The 20,886-nt window shown below is 73.8% G+C and carries 16 protein-coding genes and 2 pseudogenes; 4 read left to right on the forward strand and 14 right to left on the reverse strand.

Annotated elements, in window-relative coordinates; genetic code table 11:
* Nucleotides 1–38: 38 nt before the first annotated feature.
* The 14 genes and pseudogenes from IPJ59_RS08125 to hemE form a co-directional block, all read right to left on the reverse strand.
* Entirely contained in the window at nucleotides 39–3,371 is a 3,333-nt protein-coding gene (locus IPJ59_RS08125) for an ImcF-related family protein (protein ID WP_293270665.1), read from the reverse strand.
* Between the two features lie 153 nt (nucleotides 3,372–3,524).
* Complete coding sequence (locus tag IPJ59_RS08130; protein WP_293270666.1) at nucleotides 3,525–4,229, reverse strand: DotU family type IV/VI secretion system protein; 705 nt, start codon at nucleotides 4,227–4,229, stop codon at nucleotides 3,525–3,527.
* 6 nt (nucleotides 4,230–4,235) lie between these two features.
* Nucleotides 4,236–5,555 carry a type VI secretion system baseplate subunit TssK gene (tssK, locus tag IPJ59_RS08135; protein WP_293270668.1) on the reverse strand — a complete coding sequence of 440 codons (1,320 nt, stop codon included), beginning with the start codon at nucleotides 5,553–5,555 and terminating at the stop codon, nucleotides 4,236–4,238.
* The gene (gene tssJ, locus IPJ59_RS08140; RefSeq protein WP_293270670.1) at nucleotides 5,552–6,244 is read right to left on the reverse strand and encodes a type VI secretion system lipoprotein TssJ; all 693 of its coding nucleotides are present in this window, start codon (nucleotides 6,242–6,244) and stop codon (nucleotides 5,552–5,554) included. The genes tssK and tssJ overlap by 4 nt, the downstream gene beginning before the upstream one ends.
* 226 nt (nucleotides 6,245–6,470) lie before the next feature.
* Nucleotides 6,471–7,355 (reverse strand): hypothetical protein, encoded by an 885-nt coding sequence (locus IPJ59_RS08145; protein ID WP_293270672.1) that lies wholly within the window; start codon nucleotides 7,353–7,355, stop codon nucleotides 6,471–6,473.
* Between the two features lie 51 nt (nucleotides 7,356–7,406).
* On the reverse strand, nucleotides 7,407–8,753 hold the full coding sequence (locus tag IPJ59_RS08150) for an FHA domain-containing protein (protein WP_293270673.1): 1,347 nt from the start codon (nucleotides 8,751–8,753) through the stop codon (nucleotides 7,407–7,409).
* Nucleotides 8,702–9,760, reverse strand: coding sequence for a type VI secretion system baseplate subunit TssG (locus IPJ59_RS08155; RefSeq protein WP_293270675.1), 1,059 nt, complete (start codon nucleotides 9,758–9,760; stop codon nucleotides 8,702–8,704). Before IPJ59_RS08155 ends, IPJ59_RS08150 begins: the two co-directional genes overlap by 52 nt.
* Before the next feature lie 9 nt (nucleotides 9,761–9,769).
* Nucleotides 9,770–10,549 (reverse strand): annotated as a pseudogene (locus IPJ59_RS08160) (type VI secretion system baseplate subunit TssF); the annotation flags it as partial.
* 121 nt (nucleotides 10,550–10,670) lie between these two features.
* Nucleotides 10,671–11,480 (reverse strand): annotated as a pseudogene (locus tag IPJ59_RS37650) (type VI secretion system baseplate subunit TssF); the annotation flags it as partial.
* Nucleotides 11,481–12,095: 615 nt separating this feature from the next.
* Nucleotides 12,096–13,208: a hypothetical protein gene (locus IPJ59_RS08170; protein ID WP_293270677.1), complete on the reverse strand. Its 1,113-nt coding sequence runs from the start codon at nucleotides 13,206–13,208 to the stop codon at nucleotides 12,096–12,098.
* 78 nt (nucleotides 13,209–13,286) lie between these two features.
* On the reverse strand, nucleotides 13,287–14,183 hold the full coding sequence (prmC, locus tag IPJ59_RS08175; protein ID WP_293270678.1) for a peptide chain release factor N(5)-glutamine methyltransferase: 897 nt from the start codon (nucleotides 14,181–14,183) through the stop codon (nucleotides 13,287–13,289).
* Nucleotides 14,184–14,205: 22 nt separating this feature from the next.
* Nucleotides 14,206–15,480, reverse strand: a complete 1,275-nt coding sequence (locus IPJ59_RS08180; RefSeq protein WP_293259567.1) for a mechanosensitive ion channel family protein — start codon at nucleotides 15,478–15,480, stop codon at nucleotides 14,206–14,208.
* 23 nt (nucleotides 15,481–15,503) lie between these two features.
* Nucleotides 15,504–16,088: a TlpA family protein disulfide reductase gene (locus IPJ59_RS08185; protein WP_293259564.1), complete on the reverse strand. Its 585-nt coding sequence runs from the start codon at nucleotides 16,086–16,088 to the stop codon at nucleotides 15,504–15,506.
* Complete coding sequence (gene hemE, locus IPJ59_RS08190; RefSeq protein ID WP_293259561.1) at nucleotides 16,085–17,107, reverse strand: uroporphyrinogen decarboxylase; 1,023 nt, start codon at nucleotides 17,105–17,107, stop codon at nucleotides 16,085–16,087. Before hemE ends, IPJ59_RS08185 begins: the two co-directional genes overlap by 4 nt.
* A gap of 190 nt (nucleotides 17,108–17,297) precedes the next feature.
* Between hemE and IPJ59_RS08195 the strand changes: the two genes are divergently transcribed.
* The 4 genes from IPJ59_RS08195 to IPJ59_RS08210 all read left to right on the forward strand — a co-directional run bounded on the left by IPJ59_RS08195 (nucleotide 17,298) and on the right by IPJ59_RS08210 (nucleotide 20,883).
* Nucleotides 17,298–17,867: a hypothetical protein gene (locus IPJ59_RS08195; RefSeq protein WP_293259558.1), complete on the forward strand. Its 570-nt coding sequence runs from the start codon at nucleotides 17,298–17,300 to the stop codon at nucleotides 17,865–17,867.
* 66 nt (nucleotides 17,868–17,933) lie between these two features.
* Nucleotides 17,934–19,394 (forward strand): DUF2252 family protein, encoded by a 1,461-nt coding sequence (locus tag IPJ59_RS08200; protein WP_293270679.1) that lies wholly within the window; start codon nucleotides 17,934–17,936, stop codon nucleotides 19,392–19,394.
* A gap of 15 nt (nucleotides 19,395–19,409) precedes the next feature.
* A complete protein-coding gene (locus IPJ59_RS08205) occupies nucleotides 19,410–19,706 on the forward strand; it encodes a hypothetical protein (RefSeq protein ID WP_293270680.1) in 297 nt (98 codons plus the stop codon).
* Nucleotides 19,690–20,883 (forward strand): hypothetical protein, encoded by a 1,194-nt coding sequence (locus IPJ59_RS08210; RefSeq protein WP_293270681.1) that lies wholly within the window; start codon nucleotides 19,690–19,692, stop codon nucleotides 20,881–20,883. Before IPJ59_RS08205 ends, IPJ59_RS08210 begins: the two co-directional genes overlap by 17 nt.
* Nucleotides 20,884–20,886: the final 3 nt, after the last annotated feature.

Raw genomic sequence — 20,886 nt, forward strand, 5'->3', positions numbered from 1 at the left:
CAGAGGTCGGTGCGGTGCGGGCGGGTGTTGCGGCGAGGTCAGGGGGTCAGGTCGTTGCAGGCGGGGAGGCCGGTGAAGAGGGACGTGGGAGGGGTGGTGATGGCGGGGTCGCGGAGGGGGGCGAGCAGCGGTGGGTCGGGGTCGTGGGTGGGGTCGCCGAACAGGAGGGTGGCGTTGCGGGTGCGCGGTGCGGTGACGGCGAGGTCGAGGGCGCCGAGGCGGCTGGCGTGGAGGTCGAAGCGGAACACCAGGCGGGGGCTGGTATGGTCGCGCGGGGGGAGGACCAGGCCGTCCTTCTCGAGCAGGCGCCACAGGCCCCAGGGGCCGTTGCCGGGGATGGTCTCGCGGCGGCCGTCGCGACCGAGGAGCTCGAGGGTGGCGCCGGGGGTCCTGGTGGGGCCGGGCCAGCGCATGCGGGTGTGGTGGTCGGGGCCGCAGCTGTAGCTGTGGGTGGCGCCGTCGATCGAGAGGGTGACGCGGCCGATGTCGGCGTTGCAGTGGAGGTCGAGGTCGAGGTCGAGGCCGAGCTCGCCGGTGGGGAAGGCGAGGGCGCCGAGGCGGGCGGCGCGGGCCAGGAGGGTGAGCACCGCGGGGGAGATCGGGTGGTCGTCGTTGTGGGGCGTGGGCCGGGCGGAGAACTCGTCGCCGTGGATCTCGAGCAGGGGCGCGAGCTGGGCGTCGCGGAAGCGGCGGAGGGTGCCGGTGTCGGGGTGGAAGAAGGCGGTGAACTCGGCGAGGCCCAGCTCGTCGCGGGCGCTGCGGGTGAAGGGGTAGCGGGCGACGAGGTGGCGCAGTGGGGCGTCGATCTCGGCGCAGTAGGCCGCGCTGAGGGCGAGCTTGCCGCGGTCGCGGAGGGCGGCCTGGAGGGCGTCGAGCGGGGGGAGCAGGAGGGTTTGCAGGAGCGGACGGAAGCGGCGCAGGTCGGCGTGCTGGAGGAGGGCGTGGGTGTCGGCGAGGGCGATGGCGAGTTGGGTCTGGAGGGCGGGGAGCTCGGCGGGGTCGCGGCGGGCGGCGTCGAGGGCGAGCTGTAGTTCGGCGAGGCGGGCGTGGTAGCGGTCGAGGCCGGACTGGCGGCCCTGGGTGCCGATCGCGAAGGAGAGCAGTGGGGCGAAGGCGCGGACGATCGCCGCGCTGAGGGCGGGGTGGTCGCTGCCCTGCAGGAGGTGGGTGAGCACGGCGCGATCGAGTTGTGGTTGGGCGAGGCCGCGGGTGTGGTGCTCGAGGGCGGTGAAGATGCGGGTGAGCGGGCGCTCGTCGCTGGTGAGCTCGGCGAGCAGGCGGGCGGCGTCGTCCTGGTCGGCGGGGCGACGGACGCGGAGGCCGGCGAGGAAGTCGGTCCAGGCGGCGATGTAGAGGGCCTCGTAGCGGCCGCGCAGGCGAGTGAGGCGCTCGTGGTCGGTGTGCGCCGCTTGCTTGGGGGAGGCGGGGCGGGCGAGCACCCAGGCGTCGCGGTGTTCGGCGGCGCGGAGCAGCTGCGCGTGGACGCGGGGCCAGGCGTCGCGGGTGAAGCTGCAGGGGAGCGCGCGGGCGCTGACGAGGCGGCGGGCGTGGGTGAGGGCGGGGAGGGTGAGGGGCTCGCAGGTGGCGTCGACGGCGGTGAGGGCGGCCTGGACCAGGGTGTCGTCGTCGTCGTCGGCGCGCAGGCGGGCGCGGGCGCGTTCGACGGCGGCGTGGTCGCGGGGGAAGCGGAGGTCGTCGGGGGTGGCGTGGGTGAAGAAGGTGGTGAGGAGGAGGGCGAGGTCGGGGGCGTGGGTGGCGAAGGTGTTGGCGGGGTCGGGCGCGGCCGAGGTTGTCGTGGGGTCTGGGGTGGAGGCGAGGCGGGGGAGCTCGGCGAGGAGCCAGTCTTTTTGGACAGGGTCGAAGGGACCGGGCGCGAGGGACATGTCTCCGGGGACAGGTTCGGCGGTGGTGAGGAGGAGGTAGGCGCGGAGCTGGTCGTGGCTGGCGTGGGTGGGCAGGGCGAGCTCGAGGTCGCGGACGATCGGGGCGAGCAGGCGGGCGTGGACGAGGCGGCGGAAGGCGTCGCGGAGGGCGGGGTGGAGGGCGGGCGTGAAGGGGTCGCGGGCGGTCGCGGTGGCGGGCCAGAGCTCGAGCTCGCGGCGGAGGGTGAGCAGCGGGGCGATCGGGTCGGGCGTGGCGAGGGTGGCGGTGAGGTCGGCGACGGACTGCAGGCGATCGTGGGTGCTGCGGGCGGCGTCGCGGGCGGCGAGGGCGAGGGTGGCGGTGACGAGGGTGAGGCCGGCGGCGAGGAGGTGCCGGCGGCGGGCTGCGGCGCGGACGATCGGCGGGGTGCGGGTGGCCTCGCGGGCGAGGCGGCGGACGGCGGTGAAGATCGGCGCGGGGTCGGTGAGCGTGGCGGTGGCGTGCGGGGTGGGTTGTGGGCGGAGCCGGAGGTGGAGGGCGGCGGCGAGGTCGGTGAGGAGGGCGTCGGCGGGCGGGTGCGCGGTGGGCGGGTGCGTGGTGAGGAGGGCGTCCGTCGGTGGGTGCGTGGTGGGCTTCAGGGCGGTGAAGTGGACGGCGCGCAGGTGGACGCTGGGGGTTGTGGGGAGGAGGAGCTCGCAGAGGGCGAGCAGGCGATCGCAGGCGCGGGAGAATTCGGCGCCGAGGGTGTGGAGGCGGGCGCGGCTGGAGGGGTCGGGATTGTTGGCGATGCGAGTGAGGCGCTCGGCGCTGACCCAGGTCGACCAGGCGCGCAGGTGGTCGGCGAGCTCGTTCGCGTGGCGGAGCTCGAAGCCCCAGGGGCTGCGGTCGTCGGCGACGAGCTCGCGGTGGCCGGCGAGGCGGTCGAGGTGGGTGCACACGACGATCAGCGGGACCTCGACGGCGAGCGGGGCGAGGGTGGCGAGCTGGGAGCGCAGGGTGGTTGCGAGGGCGGTGAGGTTGGCGGTGAGGAGGTCGGGGAGGCGGAGGACGAGGAGGACGGCGTCGAGTGGTTGGCGCGGGCGGGCGAGCTGGAGCGGGAGCTCGCAGGCGCCGCCGGGGTGCTCGACGAGGAGCTCGCGGGTGGTGTCGAGGAGGTGGAGCTGCGGGAGATCGGCGAGGCGCTGGTGCGGGCCGGCGGCGGCGAGGAGGGTGGTCTTGCCGTGGCCCGGGAGGCCGAGGCACAGCCAGATCTGGGTCGGGCGGGCGCTGCGAGCCGTGCGGAGGGCTCGGGCGAGGAGGTGGCGGTGGTCGGGTGGTGGGGTCGGGCGCGGGAGGCGAGGGCGGCGGCGCCAGCGGAGGGAGAGGGCGACGATCAGAGCGAGGGCGAGGAGGGCGAGCAGCCAGGGGGCGAGGGCGAGGAGGCTGTCCCGAGAGACATGTGGCGCGAGCGCCCAGGCGAGGGCGAGGAGGGCGAGCAGCCAGGGGGCGAGGGCGCGGAGGCGGTGCATGGGTGCTCGTGCGGGGACAGGGTGGGCGTGGCTGTCCCTGGGGACAGGTGTGTCGGCGTAGCGTGGCTGTCCCTGGGGACAGGTGCGTCAGCGCGGATGGGCTGTCCCTGGGGACAGGTGTGTCATCGCAGATGGGCTGTCCCTTGGGACAGGTCATGGGAGGGCGGCGAGGTGGTCGCGGAGGGTCTCGGCGTGGTGCTCGAGGTTGGTGCGCAGGCCGGCGAGGAGGGCGAGGGTGAAGATCACGAGGAGGGCGGCGGCGCGGAGGGTGCTGCGGGGGAGCGGGGCGGGGAGTCGCGGTGGGGCGGGGACGGATGGAGGCGGAGGGCGGGGTGTGAGGAGGGGGCGCAGCTTGAGTTGGAGGCGGCGGAGCTGGTGCTCGAGCTCGGCCTCGGGGGCGTCGATGCGGGCGCCGTAGCGGCCGCGGAGGCCGAGGAACAGGCAGAGGGCGTGGATCTGGAGGACGGCGAGGTCGGCCGGGTCGGGCGTGGGGAGGGACAGGCGGCGCTCGAGCTCGACGAAGAATTCGTGGCCGACGTTGGCGCTGCGGGGGAGGCCGACGCGGGAGAAGAGGTGGTCGCGCCAGGGCTCGCTGCCGGGGGTCTGGGCGGCGGACTCGTCGAGGAGGGCGGCGAGGGCGGAGCGGACGGCGGCGATGTGTTCGCTGCGGAGGCCGAGGGTGCGGGCGTCGTCGTCGAGTCGGAGCTCGGCGAGGGCGGCGAGGACGGACGTGAGGATCGGGTCGGCGGCGGGGTCGCTGCAGGGGCGGGCCTCGCTGCGCTGGAGCAGCAGGGCGTGGTGGAAGCAGGGGGCAGAGCGGCGGTCGAGCCAGGCCGCGGCGGCGCGGAGGTCTTGCATGGCCGGTCAGGGCTCCGGGGTGGGGATCGCCAGGAGGGAGATGCGGGCGTGGTCGGGGTCGTAGGGGCGCGGGAGGTAGACGGCGACGTTGCGCTCGCGCAGGACCTCGAGCCACGACGGGTCGTCGGCGGTGATGGTGAAGTAGCTGTGTTGCGGGAGGACGGGGAGCAGGGCGGGCGGGTGCGTGGTGTGGCGGATCGGCGCGCCGAGGACGTTCTGGCGGACGATGAGGTGGATCCGTCGCCAGGCGGCGATGCGCGTGAGGGCGGGGAGCTCGCTGGCCAGCAGCTGCGGGTCGGCGTCGGTCTCGACGGCGAGGATGAAGCTGGTGCAGCGTTGCAGGCGATCGTCGCGGAGCTCGCCGATCCACAGGCCGTCGGGGCGGGGCTCGAGCGGGACGCGGAGACAGCGGTCGGGCAGGGTGTCGAGGACTCGCTGGCGCAGCTCGGTGAGCAGCGGGCCGAGGCTGGCGCGGAGGTCGGTGAAGCAGTAGGGCGGAGGAGGTGGCGGGTCGGCGGCGGCGAAGCTGCGCAGCTCGCCGAGCAGGCGCAGGAGGTCGCGGTAGAGCGGGTGGGGGGCGCACTCGGGGGCGTCGGCGAGGTGGCGCAGGAGCGGGAGGGCGCCGCAGAGGCTGTGGAAGAGCAGGGCGCGGGGGAGCTCGTGCTGGCGGCGGCGGTCGTCGGCGAGGCTGCGTTGGCGGGTCGCGACGAGGGCGCAGAGGGCCTGGAGTTCGCCGCGCAGGTTGGGGGCGGCGGCGAGGCAGGCGATCGGTGGGATGTAGCTCTCGTCGAGGCTGAAGCCGCCGCTGCTGTCGCGAACCAGCTCGGCGAGCTGGAGCGAGACCTGGTCGTCGCGGGGCTCGTCGCCGAGCTTGAGGGTGATGTGGAGCTCGTCGAGGTCGATGTCGCGGGCGCTGCGGGTGAGGGTGAGATCGAAGATGGCGCGGGTGACGGTGCGGAAGCGGTGCTGGTCGGGTTCGCGGGCGCTGTTGGCGGCGCCGGGGCGCAGGCTGGCGGCGGCGACGTAGACCGGGACGCGGGTGATGCCGGCGGGGAAGTGCGGGGCGACCGGGCGGTTCGCGGGGCGCTGCGGGCTGGTGTCGTCGAGGTCGAGGGCGGCGCCGTCGGGCAGCACGGCGCGCAGGTGCGTGAGCGCGAGCTGGCCGGCTTGCAGGGCGGCGAGGTCGAAGCGCAGGGCCAGCACGCCCCACGCGTGCGGGGTGACGACGGCGAGGCGCGCTGCCAGCTGCTGCTCGTGGTAGCGGTCCTGCTGCTGCATGTGCTGGGGGCAGAGCAGGGTGCCCTCGGTCCACACGGGGCGGCTCATGGTTGGCTCCGCGGGAGGGCGGCGGGGACCGGAGCGGTGGTGGGGCTGGCCTTGGGGACAGGTGGCTTGGGAGCGGTGGTGGGGCTGGCCTTGGGGACAGGTGCGGAGTGAGCGGTGGTGGGGCTGGTCTTGGGGACAGATGGTCTTGGGCTGGCCTCGGGGACAGGTGGGGTGAGGGCGGCGGGTGGCGGGCAGGTGGTGGCGAAGGCGGCGGGGTCGAAGCCGGGGGGCGGGAATTCGCCGCCGTCGAGCTCGCTGCGTTCGAGGCCAAGGTAGAGGCAGGCGTCCGGGGTGCTCGGGACGGGGTAGCGGAGGAGGGCGGCGTCGCCGAGTGGTTCGCGGAAGTGGGCGACGGCGACGAGGTGGGTCGTCTCGGGGCCGAGGGGGAGGACGACGCGGGCGCGTGTGTCGGGGAAGGCGGTGAACTCGCGCTTGTCGAGGAGGAGGTCGCCGAAGGCAGCGTCGCCGCGGGTGAGCACGGCGAGGGCGTCGATGGGCTCGCGCTCGCTGGCGTCGGGGTCGCCGCGCAGCTGGTAGAGCGTGAGCGTGGTGGGCCAGGGCTGGCCGTCGTCACCAGGGTTGGTGGTGGGGCCGGCCTGGATGAGCAGCTGCACCGCGCTGCGCTTCGCGGATGTCGCCAGGGGCGGCGCGTGGCGGCAGGCGGCGAACAAAAAGCCTACCCCGCTCACCAGCCACACCATCATGGCGAGGGCTGCGTGAGCGGGGGAGGTGCGTCCGACCCCGAAGGGTATTGGGGGAGATCGTCGCCGCACGTCCCTGTGCGCCGTTACCTCATCGTGAGGCTGCGATCGATTCGCAACATAGCGAAGGAGAGCCGGCGCTGGCAATGGGGCTTGCGAATGTAGTTTTGGTGATGTGAATCGCGTTAATTTCATTGCCTGGTCCTGCCTACAATCAGGGCGTTGTTTGCTGGGCGAGGAGCTGTTGCCAGGGGTCCTCGGCGGTGACGAAGGTGAGGCCGGAGAGCTCGAGCGGGCGGGCGTCGACGAGGGTGAGGTGGTCGTCGCAGGCGGCGGCGGGGGAGCAATCGCGGATGCGGATCGCGGCGTGCAAGGCGGGTGCGGCGCGGAGGTCGATGCGGCGGCGGACCTCGATGCGGCGGACGCCGCCGCCGGGGCGCGGGAGCTCGCGGCGATCGTCGAGGCGCAGGCGGGCGGGGCGGGGCGGCTCGCGACCCTCGATGATGTCGGCGGCGAGGAAGCGCTGGTCGACGAGCGGGAGCAGGACGGCCTCGCGGGCGCAGGAGGTGGCCTGTCCTGAAGGCCAGGTGGTTGATGACGGACAGGACTCGCCCTCGGCGATGAGGAGGGGGTGGCCGTCGGCGAGGCGCTCGAGGTGGAGGCGGACGCGGCGGGCGGGGGCGCGGAGGCTGCCGACGCCGCGGATCTCGAGGCCCTGGGCGACCCAGCGGGCGAGGACGACGGGGCCGCGGGCGCTGCCGTCGGGGTAGTCGACGAGGCGGGCCCAGACGAGCAGGGCGCCGTCGCTGGATGTCCCGAAGGACAGGTCGTCGGGGGTGCGGGAGCGGGCCGGGAGGGTGGGCTCGTCGGCTGCGAGGAGCGGGCGCTGGCTGCAGTCGCGGGGGTCGCTGGCGGGGGTGCCGGTGCTGCGCTCGAAGCCGGGGGCGAGCAGGGCGAACCACAGGTCAGGCGGGAGGACCCGGCTGTCGGCCTCGGTCGCGCGGGCGGCGGTCACGAGCACCGGGCAGATCGGCAGGTCGTGCGCGGGGGCCGGGTGACAGGCGGCGAGGGCGAGGAGGAGGGGGGCGGGGCGGTGCATGGTGGGGCGTGTTGAGGTCGGCCAGAGCTCGCCGGGTGTTGCAGGGGCGGGTCAGGCGGGTGGGATGTGGGTGTCGAGCTCGGCGAGGTAGGCGGCGCGGAAGCTGGTGCGCAGGCTGCCGGGGCTGTGCTGGTCGCCGAGGCAGGCGGCGTGGCGGTCGAGGTAGCTGCGCCAGCGGGCGCGGGTGCGGAGCAGGCCGGGCGCGGCGTGGCGGATGACGACGGGCGGGGCGAGCTCGGCGGCGAGGTGGCGGGCGGCGGCGAGGGCCGCGGTGGTGTGGGCGCGGGCGTGGGCGGTGAGGACGGCGAAGCAGTCGAGGAGCTCGGCGTGGCGCTCGGGGTGGAGTTCGGCGCGGCGTTCGGGGTGGAGTTCGGCGTGGCGCTCGGGGTGGGCGAGGAGTTCGGCGAGGAGCTCGTCGGCGCTGGTGATGCCGAGCAGCGGGTTGATGTCGGCGGTGGCGCTGAGGCCGAGCTCCGAGATCTGCAGGCGGCGCAGGTGCTGGAGGGCGGTGAGGCCGGTGGCGAGGTCGCGGGTGGTGTCGACCAGGCGAGCGAGGAAGCGGCGGGCCTCGTCGAGGCTGGCGGGCGGGCGGGCGAGCGGGAGCAGGTCGCGGGCGGCGGCGGCGATCAGCTGGAGGCCGGGGGGCGTGGAGGCTGGTCTTTGGGACAGGTTTTGAGGCAGGGCAGGGGCTTGCGCCGGGCTTGTGTCGGCTGGTCTTTGGTACAGGTTTGGAGGCTCGGGGTCGGGCGGCCGGGGCGTGTAAGCTGGTCCTTGGGCCAGGTTGTTGGTGGCTGGTCCTTGGGACAGGTTCTGTGGTGGGGCGTGGGGCGTGGGGCGCGGGGTGCTGAGGTCGGGGAGGACCAGGTGGGCGTGGTCCTCGGGCGGGAATTCGCTGAGCAGGCGGCGAGCGCTGGCGGGGTCGTCGGTGGTGTGGAGGGCGTCGGCGAGGGCGGCCTCGAAGGCCTGGCGGGCGGCGACGAAGGGGGTGTGGAGGGCGCGGAGCTGGCGGAGTCGGGCGTGGAGCTGGTCGAGCTTGTCGGGGCCGATGTCGTCGAGGGCGCCGTGGGCGACGCGACGGTCGCGGCCTTGGGTGTGGACGATGTCGAGGTCGAAGGGGCCGAGGCTGACGCGCAGGCGGGCGTCGAAGGGGACGGCGGTGTGCGGGCTGAGGCGGCGACCGGCGACGCGCAGGCCGTTGGTGCCGCCGAGGTCGCGCAGGCGGACTCCCTGTTCATCGGCCTCGAGCAGGGCGTGCTGGGCCGAGACGAAGGGGTCGGCGAGCTGGAGCTCGCAGGCGGGGTCGCGGCCGATGCGGACGCAGGTGGCGGTGAAGCGGTGCTCGCTGGTCACGCCGCTGCGGCGGTCGTGGACGCGGATCTGGTGGCAGGGTTGGGGCATGGGGTCCTCGCGGGGGTGAGCGGGAGCTGGACGCGGACGGGGGCGGTGGCGTGGGCGGAGCGGCGCAGCCAGAGGTCGCGGCCGAGCGCGCGCTGGCCGAGTCGGGCTGGCGGAAGGGACATGTCCTCGAGTTCGAGGTGGAGCTCGAGCGCGAGGGGCTCGGGGATGAAGGCAGTGAGGAGCTCGCAGAGGCGGGCGTGTGTCGGGCTGGCGGGGTCGAGGGTTGTTCGCGCGGCGGCGGGCACGGGGCCGAGGACGAGGCGGGCGGCTGTGCCGGGGAGGAGGACGCCGAGGCCGAGAGCGGCGGTGTCGCCGAGGCGCGCCGTGGCGGCGCCGAGTCGTGTGTGTTGATCGTTGGTGAGCGGGGTGGGGCGCTCGGGGAGGGGTTCGACGCGGAGGTGAAGGTTGGGGCCGAGCTCGGGGAGGAGGCGGCGGAGGGCGACGGTCAGGGCCCGCGGGGAGCGGGCGGTGGCGGCGAAGATCGGGGCGAGGCGCAGCGCGCTCGCTGGCTCGTGTCTGCCGAGGCCGATCAGCGCGACGATCCGCCGCGACCATGGGTCGTGACCGTCGAGGTTGGCGGCGAGGTCGGCGGCGAGCAGGCCGTGGCAGAGGAGCAAGGTGCGGCGGTGGTGGAAGCGGTCCAGTAGGGCGTGCGGGAGCGGGCGGTCGAGCGCGTCGGCGAGGGCGAGCGGGAGCGGGGTGTCGTGGCCGAGCGGGCCGGCGATCGCGGTGGTGACGAGCTGGCGGGCGGGGCCCGTGGGGTCGCTGGCGACGGCCTGCAGCTCGCCGAGGGGGAGGCCGAGCGAGGCGCTGTGGGTGAAGCGGATCGGGGGGTCTGGGGGTGGTCGAAGGGACAGGTGGTCGGTGGTTGGTCGAAGGGACAGGTTGTTTGTGGCTGTACTTTGGGACAGGTGGTTCAGGCGGGTGAGGAGGTCGAAGGCGGCGAGGAGGCTGTGGCGGGTGGGGTGGGCTTGCAGCTCGGCGAGCCAGCGGGCGGGGGTGGGCATGCGGGGGTTCTAGGCGGCGAGGTGGGGCGGCCAGCGGAGCTCGGCGGCGGAGGGGTGGAGGACGGCGTGGAGCTCGCTGGCGGTGAGGAAGGGGGCGGCGCCGGCGAGGAGCTGGTCGAGGAGGGCGGTGAACAGGAAGGCGTGGCCGCTGCTGGCGAAGCCGGCCTCGTCGAGGGCGACCTTGCTGCGGATCGTTCGCACGGGGGCGCCGCGGTGGACGCGGGTGACGAGGTCGCGCTCGATGCCGCGGACGGCGTCGATCTGGCGGGCGTTGCTGCGGCCGAGGGGGGTGTGCAGGCGGGCCGGGGCGTTGTGCAGGGCGAGCAGGTCGCGCAGGGCGGCGGGCTCGTGCAGGCCGCGGGCGGCGAGGCCGAGGTGGGCGAGCAGGTGCCACTGGGCGTCGTCGCCGAGCGGGGCGCGGATCGGCGGCGTGATCGGGGTGAGGTTCTGGTAGCCGCGGAACAGGGCGCCGGGCGGGGCGCCGTGGAGGTCGCCGACGCCGAGCTGCAGCGGGAGGTCGCGGTTGCTGCACACGAGGTCGACGCTGAGCAGCTCGTCGGGGAGGGTGGGGTGGTTCGGGGCGTCGCGCGGGAGCAGGTAGGTGTCGACGCCGCCGTCGACGGCGGCGACGCGGCGCAGGGCGTAGCGCGGCGCACCTGGCTCGAAGGACAGGTCGTGGAGGGGGCTGTAGACGCGACGCTGACCGCGGGCGCGGTCGTTGCCGACGACGCGGGTGACGGCGTGGACCTCGGCGTGGCGCGGGTCGTGGTCGTCGGGGCGCAGGAGGTGCTCGCGGGTGAGGGGGGTGTGCGCGAGCGGGGCGGCGGTGGTGTCGAAGAGGTTGACGGCAGGGGGTGCAGTGGAGGCGAAAGCTGCTGGCGTCGATCGCCGCGGGGAGGGGCGGCGGGCGGTCGAAGGAGAAGACGAGGGTGAGCTCCGTGGTGGCCGGGGCGACGGTGTGGAGGCCGAGGATGTCGAGGAAGTGGGCGCGCTCGGGGAGGGTGAAGCGCTCGAGCAGGAGGCGGTGGGCGGGCGGCGCGGTGTCGGGCCAGGGGTAGACGGGCGGGTCGCCGCGCAGGCCGACGGGGTCGATCGCGGTGGCGGGGAGGCGGGCGAGCTCGCGGTCGTCGACGACGAGGGCGAGGCCGTCGCAGTGGCGGCAGAACCACTGCATGAGGGTGGCGGGCTGGGCGGGGAGGCTGTGGTGGAGGTAGAGGCGGAGGCGCTCGAGCTCGGCGAAGACGCCGCGACAGGCGTCGCGGGTGCGCAGGGTGAGGCGGATCTGCGGGCGGGCGGCGAGGCGGTCGTCGAGGGTCGCGTCGATGAGCTCGAGCGGGTAGAGGTCGAGCTCGAAGCAGGTGCGGAAGCGGCAGACGGCGCCGTCGACGGGGCGGGCGAGCAGCGGGCGATGACGGGCGATCCGCTGGCGTGTGCGCAGAGCGCTGAGGTTGGGCGTGAACTCGACGATCGTGGCGGCCGGGATGGCGCGGAGGATCTGCGGGAGGAGCAGGTCGCCGAGGGCGTCGATGAAGGCCGGGGCGGCGGCGTCGAGGCGGGCGTGCACGCCGGCGGTGAGGAAGGCGTGGGCCTCGATCAGGCGCTCAAGGTCGGGGTCGTCGGTCGCGAGCGTGCCGGCGAGGCCGGGGTGGAGGTCGGCGAAGCTGCGGGCGGCGCCGCGGAAGTGCTGGAGCTCGCGCTTGTAGAGGTCGAGGTGGTTCATATTTTTTTGCTAGCCGAGGTCGATGCGGCCGCTGGGGGTGAGGAGGGCGCGCAGGCGCAGGGGGACGCCGGCGAGCTGGGCGTCGATCTCGAGGCTGTGCGGGCCGCCGGAGCGGACCTGGACGCCGCGCAGGCGCGGCTCGTGGCGGGCGATCGCGGCGCGCAGGCCGTGCTGCAGGGCGGTGCTGGCGGCGGGGAATTGGTGCAGCAGATCGGCGAGGTCGGGGACGCCGAAGTCGGGGGCGGCCGGGCTGTCACCGGGGCGGGTGTTGAAGAGGAGGCGCAGGTTGGCGAGCACCGAGCTGAGCTCGTCGTCGCCGGGGAGGCCCTGCAGGCGGGTGAGGAGGCCGCGCGGTGCGGTGCGATCGGTGATCGGCATGACAGCGGCGATGGCCTGTCACGCGATGCGAGTGGTCGCCAGCGGTTTGGCTGCGGATTTTTGTGGGCTCGCAGATCGTGCGAGCGGGGTCACCGAGATTGCTGGGCGTGGGGAGGAGTGTCGGATCGCGAACGCGGGTGGTGAGCCTCACCGATCACAGGGTCGGTGAAGTGGCGCATGCGATCTGGCGAGGGTTCGTCGCGGTCGAGCGCGGGCTGTTTGTCGCGCAGGACGCGCTCAGGACCTCGGCGGAGCCGCGACTGGCTTCGCGGCGGTGGGAGCCCGGGGGGCGATGCGGGCGCGGGCGACGATGCCGCTGAGCCACGCGTCCTGGGCGGGGTCCGGCATGGCGTTCTGGCGGGCGCGGGCGATGAGGCTGTCGAGGTCGGGCGGGCGCGCGGGGTCGTCGGTGTCGTTGTGCTGGATCGTCTGCAGGACGCTGAGCAGCATGTGCTCGCTGCGGGCGCGCTCCTTCTCGAGGCTGCGACGGTCGTAGATCGTTCGCCCGAGCCAGATCAGGAGGATGGCGACGACGAGGCTGAGGATGATGGTCAACCAGTTGAACAGGCTGAGGCCGTCCTTGGGGGCGAGCGAGATGCCGAGCTCGCTCATGCCGTCGTTGGCGCCGAGGACGGCGTCCTTGGTGATCTGGCGGACGAGGCCGCCGATCGCCTGGTTGGTCTGGGCGCCGAGGAGGTCGTGCACGGCGGGCTTGATGTCGTCGCGGATCGCGTGGCCGAGGGCGGGGCCGAGGTCCTCGGCGATCATCTTCTTGAGCGCGGGGCTCAGGTCCTCGGCGATCACCTTGTGGAGGGCCGGGCCGAGGTCGTCGCGCAGGCCGCGGGCGGTCGACTGGGTGAGCGCCGTCATGCCGGTGCGGATGACGCCGTCGACGAAGCTGCTGGTGAGGCGCTTGTTCTCGGGGCTGACGGCCGAGGCGATCGCGCCGCCGACGATCGCCTCGACCGCGCGCGTGGCGGCTGGCGATATCTCCTCGCCCAGGGCCCGCGAGAGGGCGGTGGAGACGGTGCGGATGTAGGCCTCGCTGAGCTCGCGGATCTTCTGGTGGCGGGCCTCCTCGGTGAGGCCGTCGAGGGCGCCGCCGGTGATCGCGGCCGTGAAGTCGTGGGCGGCCTGGCGCAGCTCCGGGTCGTTGACCAGGCGCCGCATGAGCTCCTGGTTCTCGGGGTCGTTGAGGGCGCGCAGGGTCTCCTCGATGCCGGCCGGGACCGCGGTGCGGACGATGCGGTTGGTGCCCGGACCGAGACAGGCGGCCTGCGTGGCGACCAGGCCGAGAGCGAGGCCGAACGCGAGGCGGCTGGCGCGGCGCCGGGGTCGAGGGCGAGGCATTCGCGGCCAGCATAACCGATGGCGGCGGGGCCGCGATTTTCACGGGTTTGGGCGGGTCGACTGGCCCGGCGGAGCGCGTCAGGGCCAGGTGCCGGCGACGATCCGCTCGATGCCGGCGAGGTCGCGGCGGGTGGCGATGTCGATGAAGCCGCGCTGTGCGAGGGCTGCGCGGGTGGCCTCGGCCTGACCGACGCCGATCTCGAGGTAGAGGTGAGCGCCGGGGGCGAGGAGGGGCGGCGCGTCGTGGATCAGGCGGCGGACGAGGTCGAGGCCGTCGGGGCCGCCGTCGAGGGCGAGGTGAGGCTCGAAGCGGACGACCTCGGGCTGCAAGCCGGCGATGTCGGCGGTGGGGATGTAGGGGAGGTTGGCGGCGATGGCGTCGAAGCCGGCCTCGGGGCGCGGGACGCTGGCGAGCAGATCCGAGCGGAGCAGCTCGAGCTCGAGGCCGAGGCGGGTGGCGTTGTCGCGGGCGACGGCGAGGGCATCGTCGGAGTGGTCGCAGGCGACGACGTGGACGTCGCGGCGGTTGTGCTTGACGGCGAGGGCGATGGCGCCGGAGCCGGTGCCGACGTCGAGGACGTGCACGGGGCTCTGGGCGAAGGGGAGGCCGCTGAGGAGCCAGTCGACGAGGTGTTCGGTCTCGGGGCGGGGGATGAGGACGCGGGGGTCGACGTGGAGGTCGAGGCCGAGGGCGTGGAAGCCCCGCTTGCCGGCGATGTAGGCGACGGGTTCGCGGGCGAGGCGACGGCGGATGAGGTCGCGGAGGGTGGCGCGGGCGGGCTCGTCGACCTGCTGATCGAAGCGGAGGTAGATCTGCATGCGCTCGCAGCCGAGGGCCTGGGAGAGCAGGTGGAGGGCGTCGGTGCGGGGCTCGTCGAGGCCCTCGCGGGTGAAGCGGTCGCAGGTCCACTGCAGCAGCTCGGCGACGGTCCAGAGCTTCTCGCGCGCGGGCCGGGTGTTGGCGTCGGCGGGCATGGGCGCGGGAGGATAGCGGTTGTCAGCCGGGGGTGTTGGCGCCGTAGCGGCGGGGCGGGCCGATCAGGGAGGGGCCGGTCTGGGCGAGGACGTGGGCGACCTGGGTGGCGGCGGCTTGGGGGGTGGTGCTCGCGGGCGACGGGCCGAGGTGCGGGGTCGTGGCGGCGGGCTGCGCGTCGCTGAGGGTTGCGAGCAGCTGGGCGGGCATGTCCTTGATGTACAGGTCGTGCTTGGAGAAGGGGATCTCGATGTTGGCGGATGCGAAGGCCTTGTAGATGCGGGTGTTGAGGTTGTCGATGACATCCTCCTTGTGGGCGGGCTGCTGGATCCACACGCAGAGGGAGAACTCGAGGCCGGAGCCGCCGAACAGGCGGAACAGGACGTGCGGGCGCGGCTCCTCGCAGACCCAGCGTTGACCCTTGGGGCACTCGAGGAGGACGTTGCGGACGACGTCGACGTCGGAGCCGTAGGCGACGGAGACGTTGATGAGGACGCGCTCCTTCTCGTGCGGGCCGGCGGACTCGTTGACGACGCGCGAGTTGCCGATGATCTGGTTGGGGATGTTGATCTCGATGTCGTCGCGGGTGAGGATCCGGGTGGCGCGCAGGCCGATCTCGGTGACCCGGCCGCGCAGGCCGTCCTCGAACATGATGAAGTCGCCGAGCTTGTAGGGGGCGTCGGCGATGATGAAGATGCCGGCGAAGAGGTTGGCGAGCGAGTCCTTGGCGGCGAAGCCGACGGCGATGCCGACGATGCCGGCGGAGGCGAGCCAGCCGGTGAGGTCGAGCTGCCAGGCGACCATGATCATGTAGATGCCGGCGCTGGCCAGCAGGATCTTGGCCAGCATGTCGAACAGCGGGAGGGTGCGCGCCTGGAGGACGCCTCTGGCGTCGGGGCGCTCGCAGAGGTGGTGCAGGACGGCCCCGGAGATGCGGATCAGGGCGCCGATCCACAGGAGGATGGCGACGCTGACGAGGCATGCGGTGACGACGAAGTCGAGCCAGCTGCCGGGCCCGAGCAGGTCGACGGCGATGTCGAGGCCGGTGAAGACGACGCTCAGGAAGATCGGTCGCCGCAGGTTGGCGACGATGACGTCGTCGAGGTGGGTCTTCGTGTTCTGGACGAAGATCTGGAGGACGCCGCGGAACAGGACCTCGACGAGGAAGGCGACGAAGAAGGAGACCAGCAGGACGATCAAGGCCTGCAAGGTCGGGTCAGCGGTGAGCGCAGCGAGGCGTTCGACGAGCATGGGGTGGCGCGGGGTCCCGAGGATGCTCCCGGCGTCGGCAGCCGACAAGGGCTGGGCTTCGGGGCCTGGTTTCAGGGGGCGGCGAGGGCCTGGCGGATGCCGTCCTCGATCGCTTGGGTGGCGCCGGGGGGTGAGCCGCCCTGGACGAAGACGATGTGGCCAGCGCGGTCGAGGACGACGACTGTCGGGAGCGCGGCGACCTGCAGGCGGGCCGCGAGCGCGCCCTGCGGGTCCCATCCGAGGTCGAAGCCGCGGGTGCGCAGGCCGGGTTCGGGGCTCAGGGTCGCGCGCTCGCTGTCCATGGCGATGACGACGACGGCGAGGCGCTCGGGGGTGTGGAGCTGGACGAGGCGGTTGTAGAAGGCGAAGGACTCGGACCAGCGGTCGGCCCAGGTGGCGCTGAGCTCGAGGACGACGACGCGGCCGCGGAGTTCGTCGAGCGGGAGGCCGGCGCCGTCGACGAGCGGGACGGTGGCCTCGAGGAGCTCGCCGGGTTCGCGGTTGACGGGGGCGTGGACGGGGTCCGGGAGGGGCGCGGGTGGCTCGGGGGCTTGCGTGGGGCCGGGCTTGTGCGGGGTGGTTTGGCAGGCGCCGGCGACGATCGTCGCGAGCGCGACGAGGGCGAGGAGGCGGGCGCGCGAGGTGGCGGGCGTCATGCGCTGTGGACGACCTCGACGAGGTGGCGGGCGAGGGCGGGGTCGGTGTGGCGGGAGATGCCGTGGCCGAGGTTGAAGATGTGGGCCTTGGCGTGGCGGGCGGCGGCGACGACCTCGCGGGCCTTGCGTTCGACGAGGGCGGCGGGGCCGAGGAGGAGCATGGGGTCGAGGTTGCCCTGGACCACGCGGTTGGGGCCGGTGATGGCGACGGCCTGGTCCATGTCGATCGACCAGTCGACGCCGATGACCTCGGCGGGGAGCTCGGCGGCGAGGGCGAGGAGGTTGGCGTTGCCGCGGACGAACAGGATGAGGGGGACGCCGAGGTTGCGGGTGAAGTCGACGAGGCGGGCGAGGTGGGGGAGGACGTGTTCGCGGTAGTCGGCGGGGGCGAGGGCGCCGGCCCAGCTGTCGAACACCTGGAGGGCGTCGACGCCGGCGAGGACCTGACCGCGGAGGTACTCGCAGAGGAGGGTGGTCATGTTCTCCATGAGTCCGGCGAACACGGCGGGGGCGGAGAAGATCATGCCCTTGATGTGTTCGAACTCGCGGCTGGTCTGGCCCTCGACGAGGTAGCTGAGGGTGGTGAAGGGGGCGCCGCAGAAGCCGATGAGGGGGACGCGGTCGGCGAGGGCGCGCTTGCAGGCGCGCACGGCGTTGTAGACGTAGCTGAGCTCGGTGTGGGGGTCGCCCCACTGCAGGGCGTTGACGTCGGCGGCGGTGCGCACCGGGGTAGCGATCACGGGCGAGGGCTCGAAGCGGACGTCGATGCCGAGGGCGTCGAAGACGACGAGGATGTCGGAGAAGAGGATGGCCGCGTCGACGCCGAGGTAGTCGACCGGCTGGAGGGTGACCTCGGCGCAGAGGTCGGGGCTGCGGCACAGCTCGGTGAAGCTGACCTTGGCCCGGATGGCCCGGTACTCCGGCATGTAGCGGCCGGCCTGGCGCATGAGCCAGATCGGTGTGCGCGCGGGTCGTTCGCCGCGGCACGCTTGCAGGAAGGTCTGGTTTCGCGGGGGCATCGGCGCGGGACTATACCTGCGCGCAGTAACTGGTGAAACCGGGGGCCCGGGCTGTGCAGCCGTTTGAGATCATCAAGGCGGGCACAACCGACAACGGCCACAGTGGCCAATGAACCGGGGGTCCGGGGCTGTGCTGGGTCGCGCTGGGGGGCTGGTGGAGGGGCGTGCTGCGTGCGATGGTGGGGTCGCAGTGTCCTGGATCTTCACGGCATGTTTGCTCGGGTATCTGGGTCTTCGCGTGGCGCTGTGGCTGCGTGGGCAGGTCCGGCTGGCGGCGGCGAAGGATCGTCTGCCGGTGGCGCCGCGGACGTGGTCGCGGCCGGCGGATGTGAGCCCGGGGCTGGCGCTGCTGCTCGAGCGGAACTTTGTCGGTCGGGTCGCGCTGGTCGAGAGCGTGCGGGCGATCGCCGTCGTGTTGATCACCGACCCGGACGCGCCGCTGGGCTTTGTCCGCGACTTTCGTTACCGGGTGGCGGTAGCCAGGGCGTGGTCGGCGGCGTGCGTGTGGCTGGAGCAGCTGGCGGGGGTCGTGGAAGATGACCGGGTCCGGCTGGAGGGGGTGGGTTACACGGACGGTGGGTTTCGTGACCTGCACGCGGGGCTGCATCGCGTGGTGCGGACGACGGTCCGGGCGCGGGCGCTCGAGGCCTTCCCGGTGGACGAGGTGGCGGCGACCCAGGCGCGGCTGACGGCGATGGTGGAGGAGCTAGAGCGGCTGGAGCTGGCCCTGGGTCGCGGGGCGGAAGATCCGTATCGTTGAGAGAGCGTCGCGAGGTGGTCGGCGAGCGGTAACGTGACTGTCACCCTGCGCCGGTAGGGTTGCGAGGTGTTTCGCGCGGCGTCACTGGTCAGCCTGGCTCTCGGGGGCCTGCTCGCGGCCTGTGATGCCCCGCCTGACGCGCGGGCGGCGTGGCTGCAGACCACGCTGGTGCTCGACAATCAGGTGTTCCTCGACACCGATATGGCGCAGGCGCAGGCGAAGTTCGCCCGGATGAGCATGAGCTTGTACCCGTTCTTTCGCGGGACGATGCCGCAGTTCGCCCGCGACCTGGCGGAGGGCGGCGGTGCGGGCCGTGGCGCGAGCCGCTACGCGACGGCGGAGACGGCCGACGTGGCGCTGGTGGGTGACCCGCACCCGGAGAACATCGGCAGCTTTCGCGGGGCGGACGGGACGCTCGTGATCGACTTCAACGACTTCGACGCGGCGACCTACGGGCCCTACCACTTCGACGTGCGGCGGCTGGCGCTCGGGTTTTATGTGGCGGCGGTGGAGCTGGATGCGGGCGAGCCGCTGGCGATGGCCGAGGCGGCGGCGCGGGGCTACGTGGCCGAGGTCGGGGCGATGGCGCAGGGGCGGGCGGCGGACACGGCGATGGCCGCGGGCGAGGACCACGGCGAGATCTTGAACTACACGCTGCGCAAGGCGGCGGAGGACGGGGCGGCGCGCGAGGAGTTGGACGACTACACGCGGGTGCTGGGCGAGCGGCGCGAGATGTTCTTCGGGGATGTCGAGCCGCCGGTGGCGTGGGAGGTCGGCGAGTACGCGATGCCGGTGGCGCGCGACGCGGTGGCGGTGGCGAGCGCGGCGGAGCTGCAAGATGTTGCGCGGCTGATCTCGGCGTGGCCGGCGACGTTGCACGACGCGGACGTGATGTCGGCGCCGGCGATGACGATCAAGGGGACCTCGCGGCGGCTGGGGGCGGGGGTGGCGAGCTTCGCGGCGCCGCGCTTCTACGTGCTGCTCGAGGGGCCGACGCCGGCGCTGGACGACGACGTGCTGCTGGAGATCAAGCGGGTCTACGATCCGCCGCCGCTGCCGGGGCTGCAGCGCTTGCCGAGCCGGCCCTTCGCGGACAACGGGGCGCGGGTGGTGGCGATGCAGCGGGCGCTGCAGACGACGGCCACCGACGACCCGCTGCTGGGGTACGCGAACCTCGGCGGGGCGAGCTATCGGGTGCGCGACCGCAGCAAGTTCCAGCGCGGGGTGGACCTGGCGAAGCTCGCGGAGAAGCTGGACGAGGGCGACTTCACGGCCGCGGACCTCGAGGTGCTGGCGGAGCGCTCGGGTCATCTGCTGGCCCGCAGTCACGCGCGGGCGGCCCGGCAGAGCGGCGAGCCCGGGCTGCCGGCGATCGCGGCGGCGCTGGCGAGCGAGCCCGAGGGGTTCGTGGCGGAGACGGTGGCGTTCGTCGGCGACTACGCGCCGGTGCTCGCGGCGGACTACGAGCGCTTCGTCGCCGCGATCGCGGCGGACGGGCCCGCGCTCGGGTACTCGCCGCGAGGCTGACGCGGGGCGTGAGGCATGACGATCGCGCTGGCCCTCGCTGTGACCCTCCAGGCCCCGGGCGTGCCCGTGGGTATCCCGGGGTCGGGGTCGGCGGTGACGGAGACCGTGGCGGCTCCGAGCTCGCCAGCGGTGGCGACGACGGCGGCGACGACGACGCGCCAAGTCGGCTCCGGCGGCGACGACGACGGGGGCGGCGGCCCCGGGGCGACGACGACGACGCGGAGGCCCGGTGGCGGCGACGACGACGACGACGGGCCCGGGGCGACGACAGCGAGGCCGGTTGGCGCGGGCGACGGTGACGACGGCGAGTGAGCCGGGGTTGACGGTGGGCGAGCGGGCGGCGCTGCGGCGGGCGGCCCGGCGCGAGCTGCTGCTCGACCCGGGCGAGGTGCTGCAGAACCAGTGGCCGTCGGCGCCGTACTGCAACCTCGACCCGAAGGGGAAGGACGTGTGCATGACGCTCGACAGCGAGGTGTTCACGGGCTTTCGCCACAGCGCGCTGGCGGGTGGGCGCAAGCTCTCGGAGTTCGCGCTGGACCGTGGCGAGTTGGGGACGCAGCTGTGGTGGCGGCCGCACTGGCGGGTCGACACGGGGGTGGCGCTGCGGGTGGAGGCGGTGCGCTCGGCGGGTCCGCAGAGCCTGATCGGTGTCGACGGCAACTCGCTGATCTTGCGCCTGGCGCAGGCGTACGGGCACGCGGCGGTGCACCTCGGGCCGATCGACATCGGCGCCCGCTTCGGTCAGGTGCCGGAGCGGTGGATCGAGCAGCTCGAGAAGGGCTACGACACCCGCGGCGCGGACCCGCTGGCCTCAGACCGCGTGGTGATGTTCGACCGCGCCGACCTCGGGGCGACGCTGACGCTGAGCGGGTGGAAGGGTCGCTTCGACGTCGACGCGAGCTTCACGAACGGTGAGGGTCGGGCCCAGCTCGAGCTGAACCAGGGCAAGAACACGACGCTCATCGCCACCGTGCGACCGTGGCGGACCCGGCACGCGCGCGGGCCGATCGCGCTGGCGGTGCACGGGATGTACCGCGACGGGTCGTACGGGGTGCCGGTCGCCGGGTCGCCGGGTCGCAATCACCGGGCCGGCGCGGCGCTGACCTTCCAGAGTCCGTGGGCCTTCGCGGGGATCGAGTATGTGCGGGCCTTCGGCTTCAACGTGCGGCCCGATCTGGTCAGCGATGTCATCGGCGCGTGGGCCAGCGCGTACGCGTATCAGCCGTGGGTCGGGCTCATGGCGAAGTACGATCACGTGCGCCAGGACGTGGCGACGGCGGGCACGCAGGTGCACGTGGTCAGCGCGGCGCTGTTCTCGGACGTGTTCGGCTACAGCTTTCGCAACCGTCGTCGGGTCCGCCTGTACGCCGGTTATCAGTACGAGGGCTACGGCCCCGACGCCGGGCCGGTGCCCGGCGCGCCCGAGGCGGCGAACACCCACCGCTTCATGCTGCAGCTGACGGCGCAGGGGCTGTTCCGGGTGCTGTGAGGT

The organism is Nannocystis sp., assembly GCF_016714285.1.
Classification (GTDB): Bacteria; Myxococcota_A; Polyangia; order Nannocystales; family Nannocystaceae; genus Nannocystis.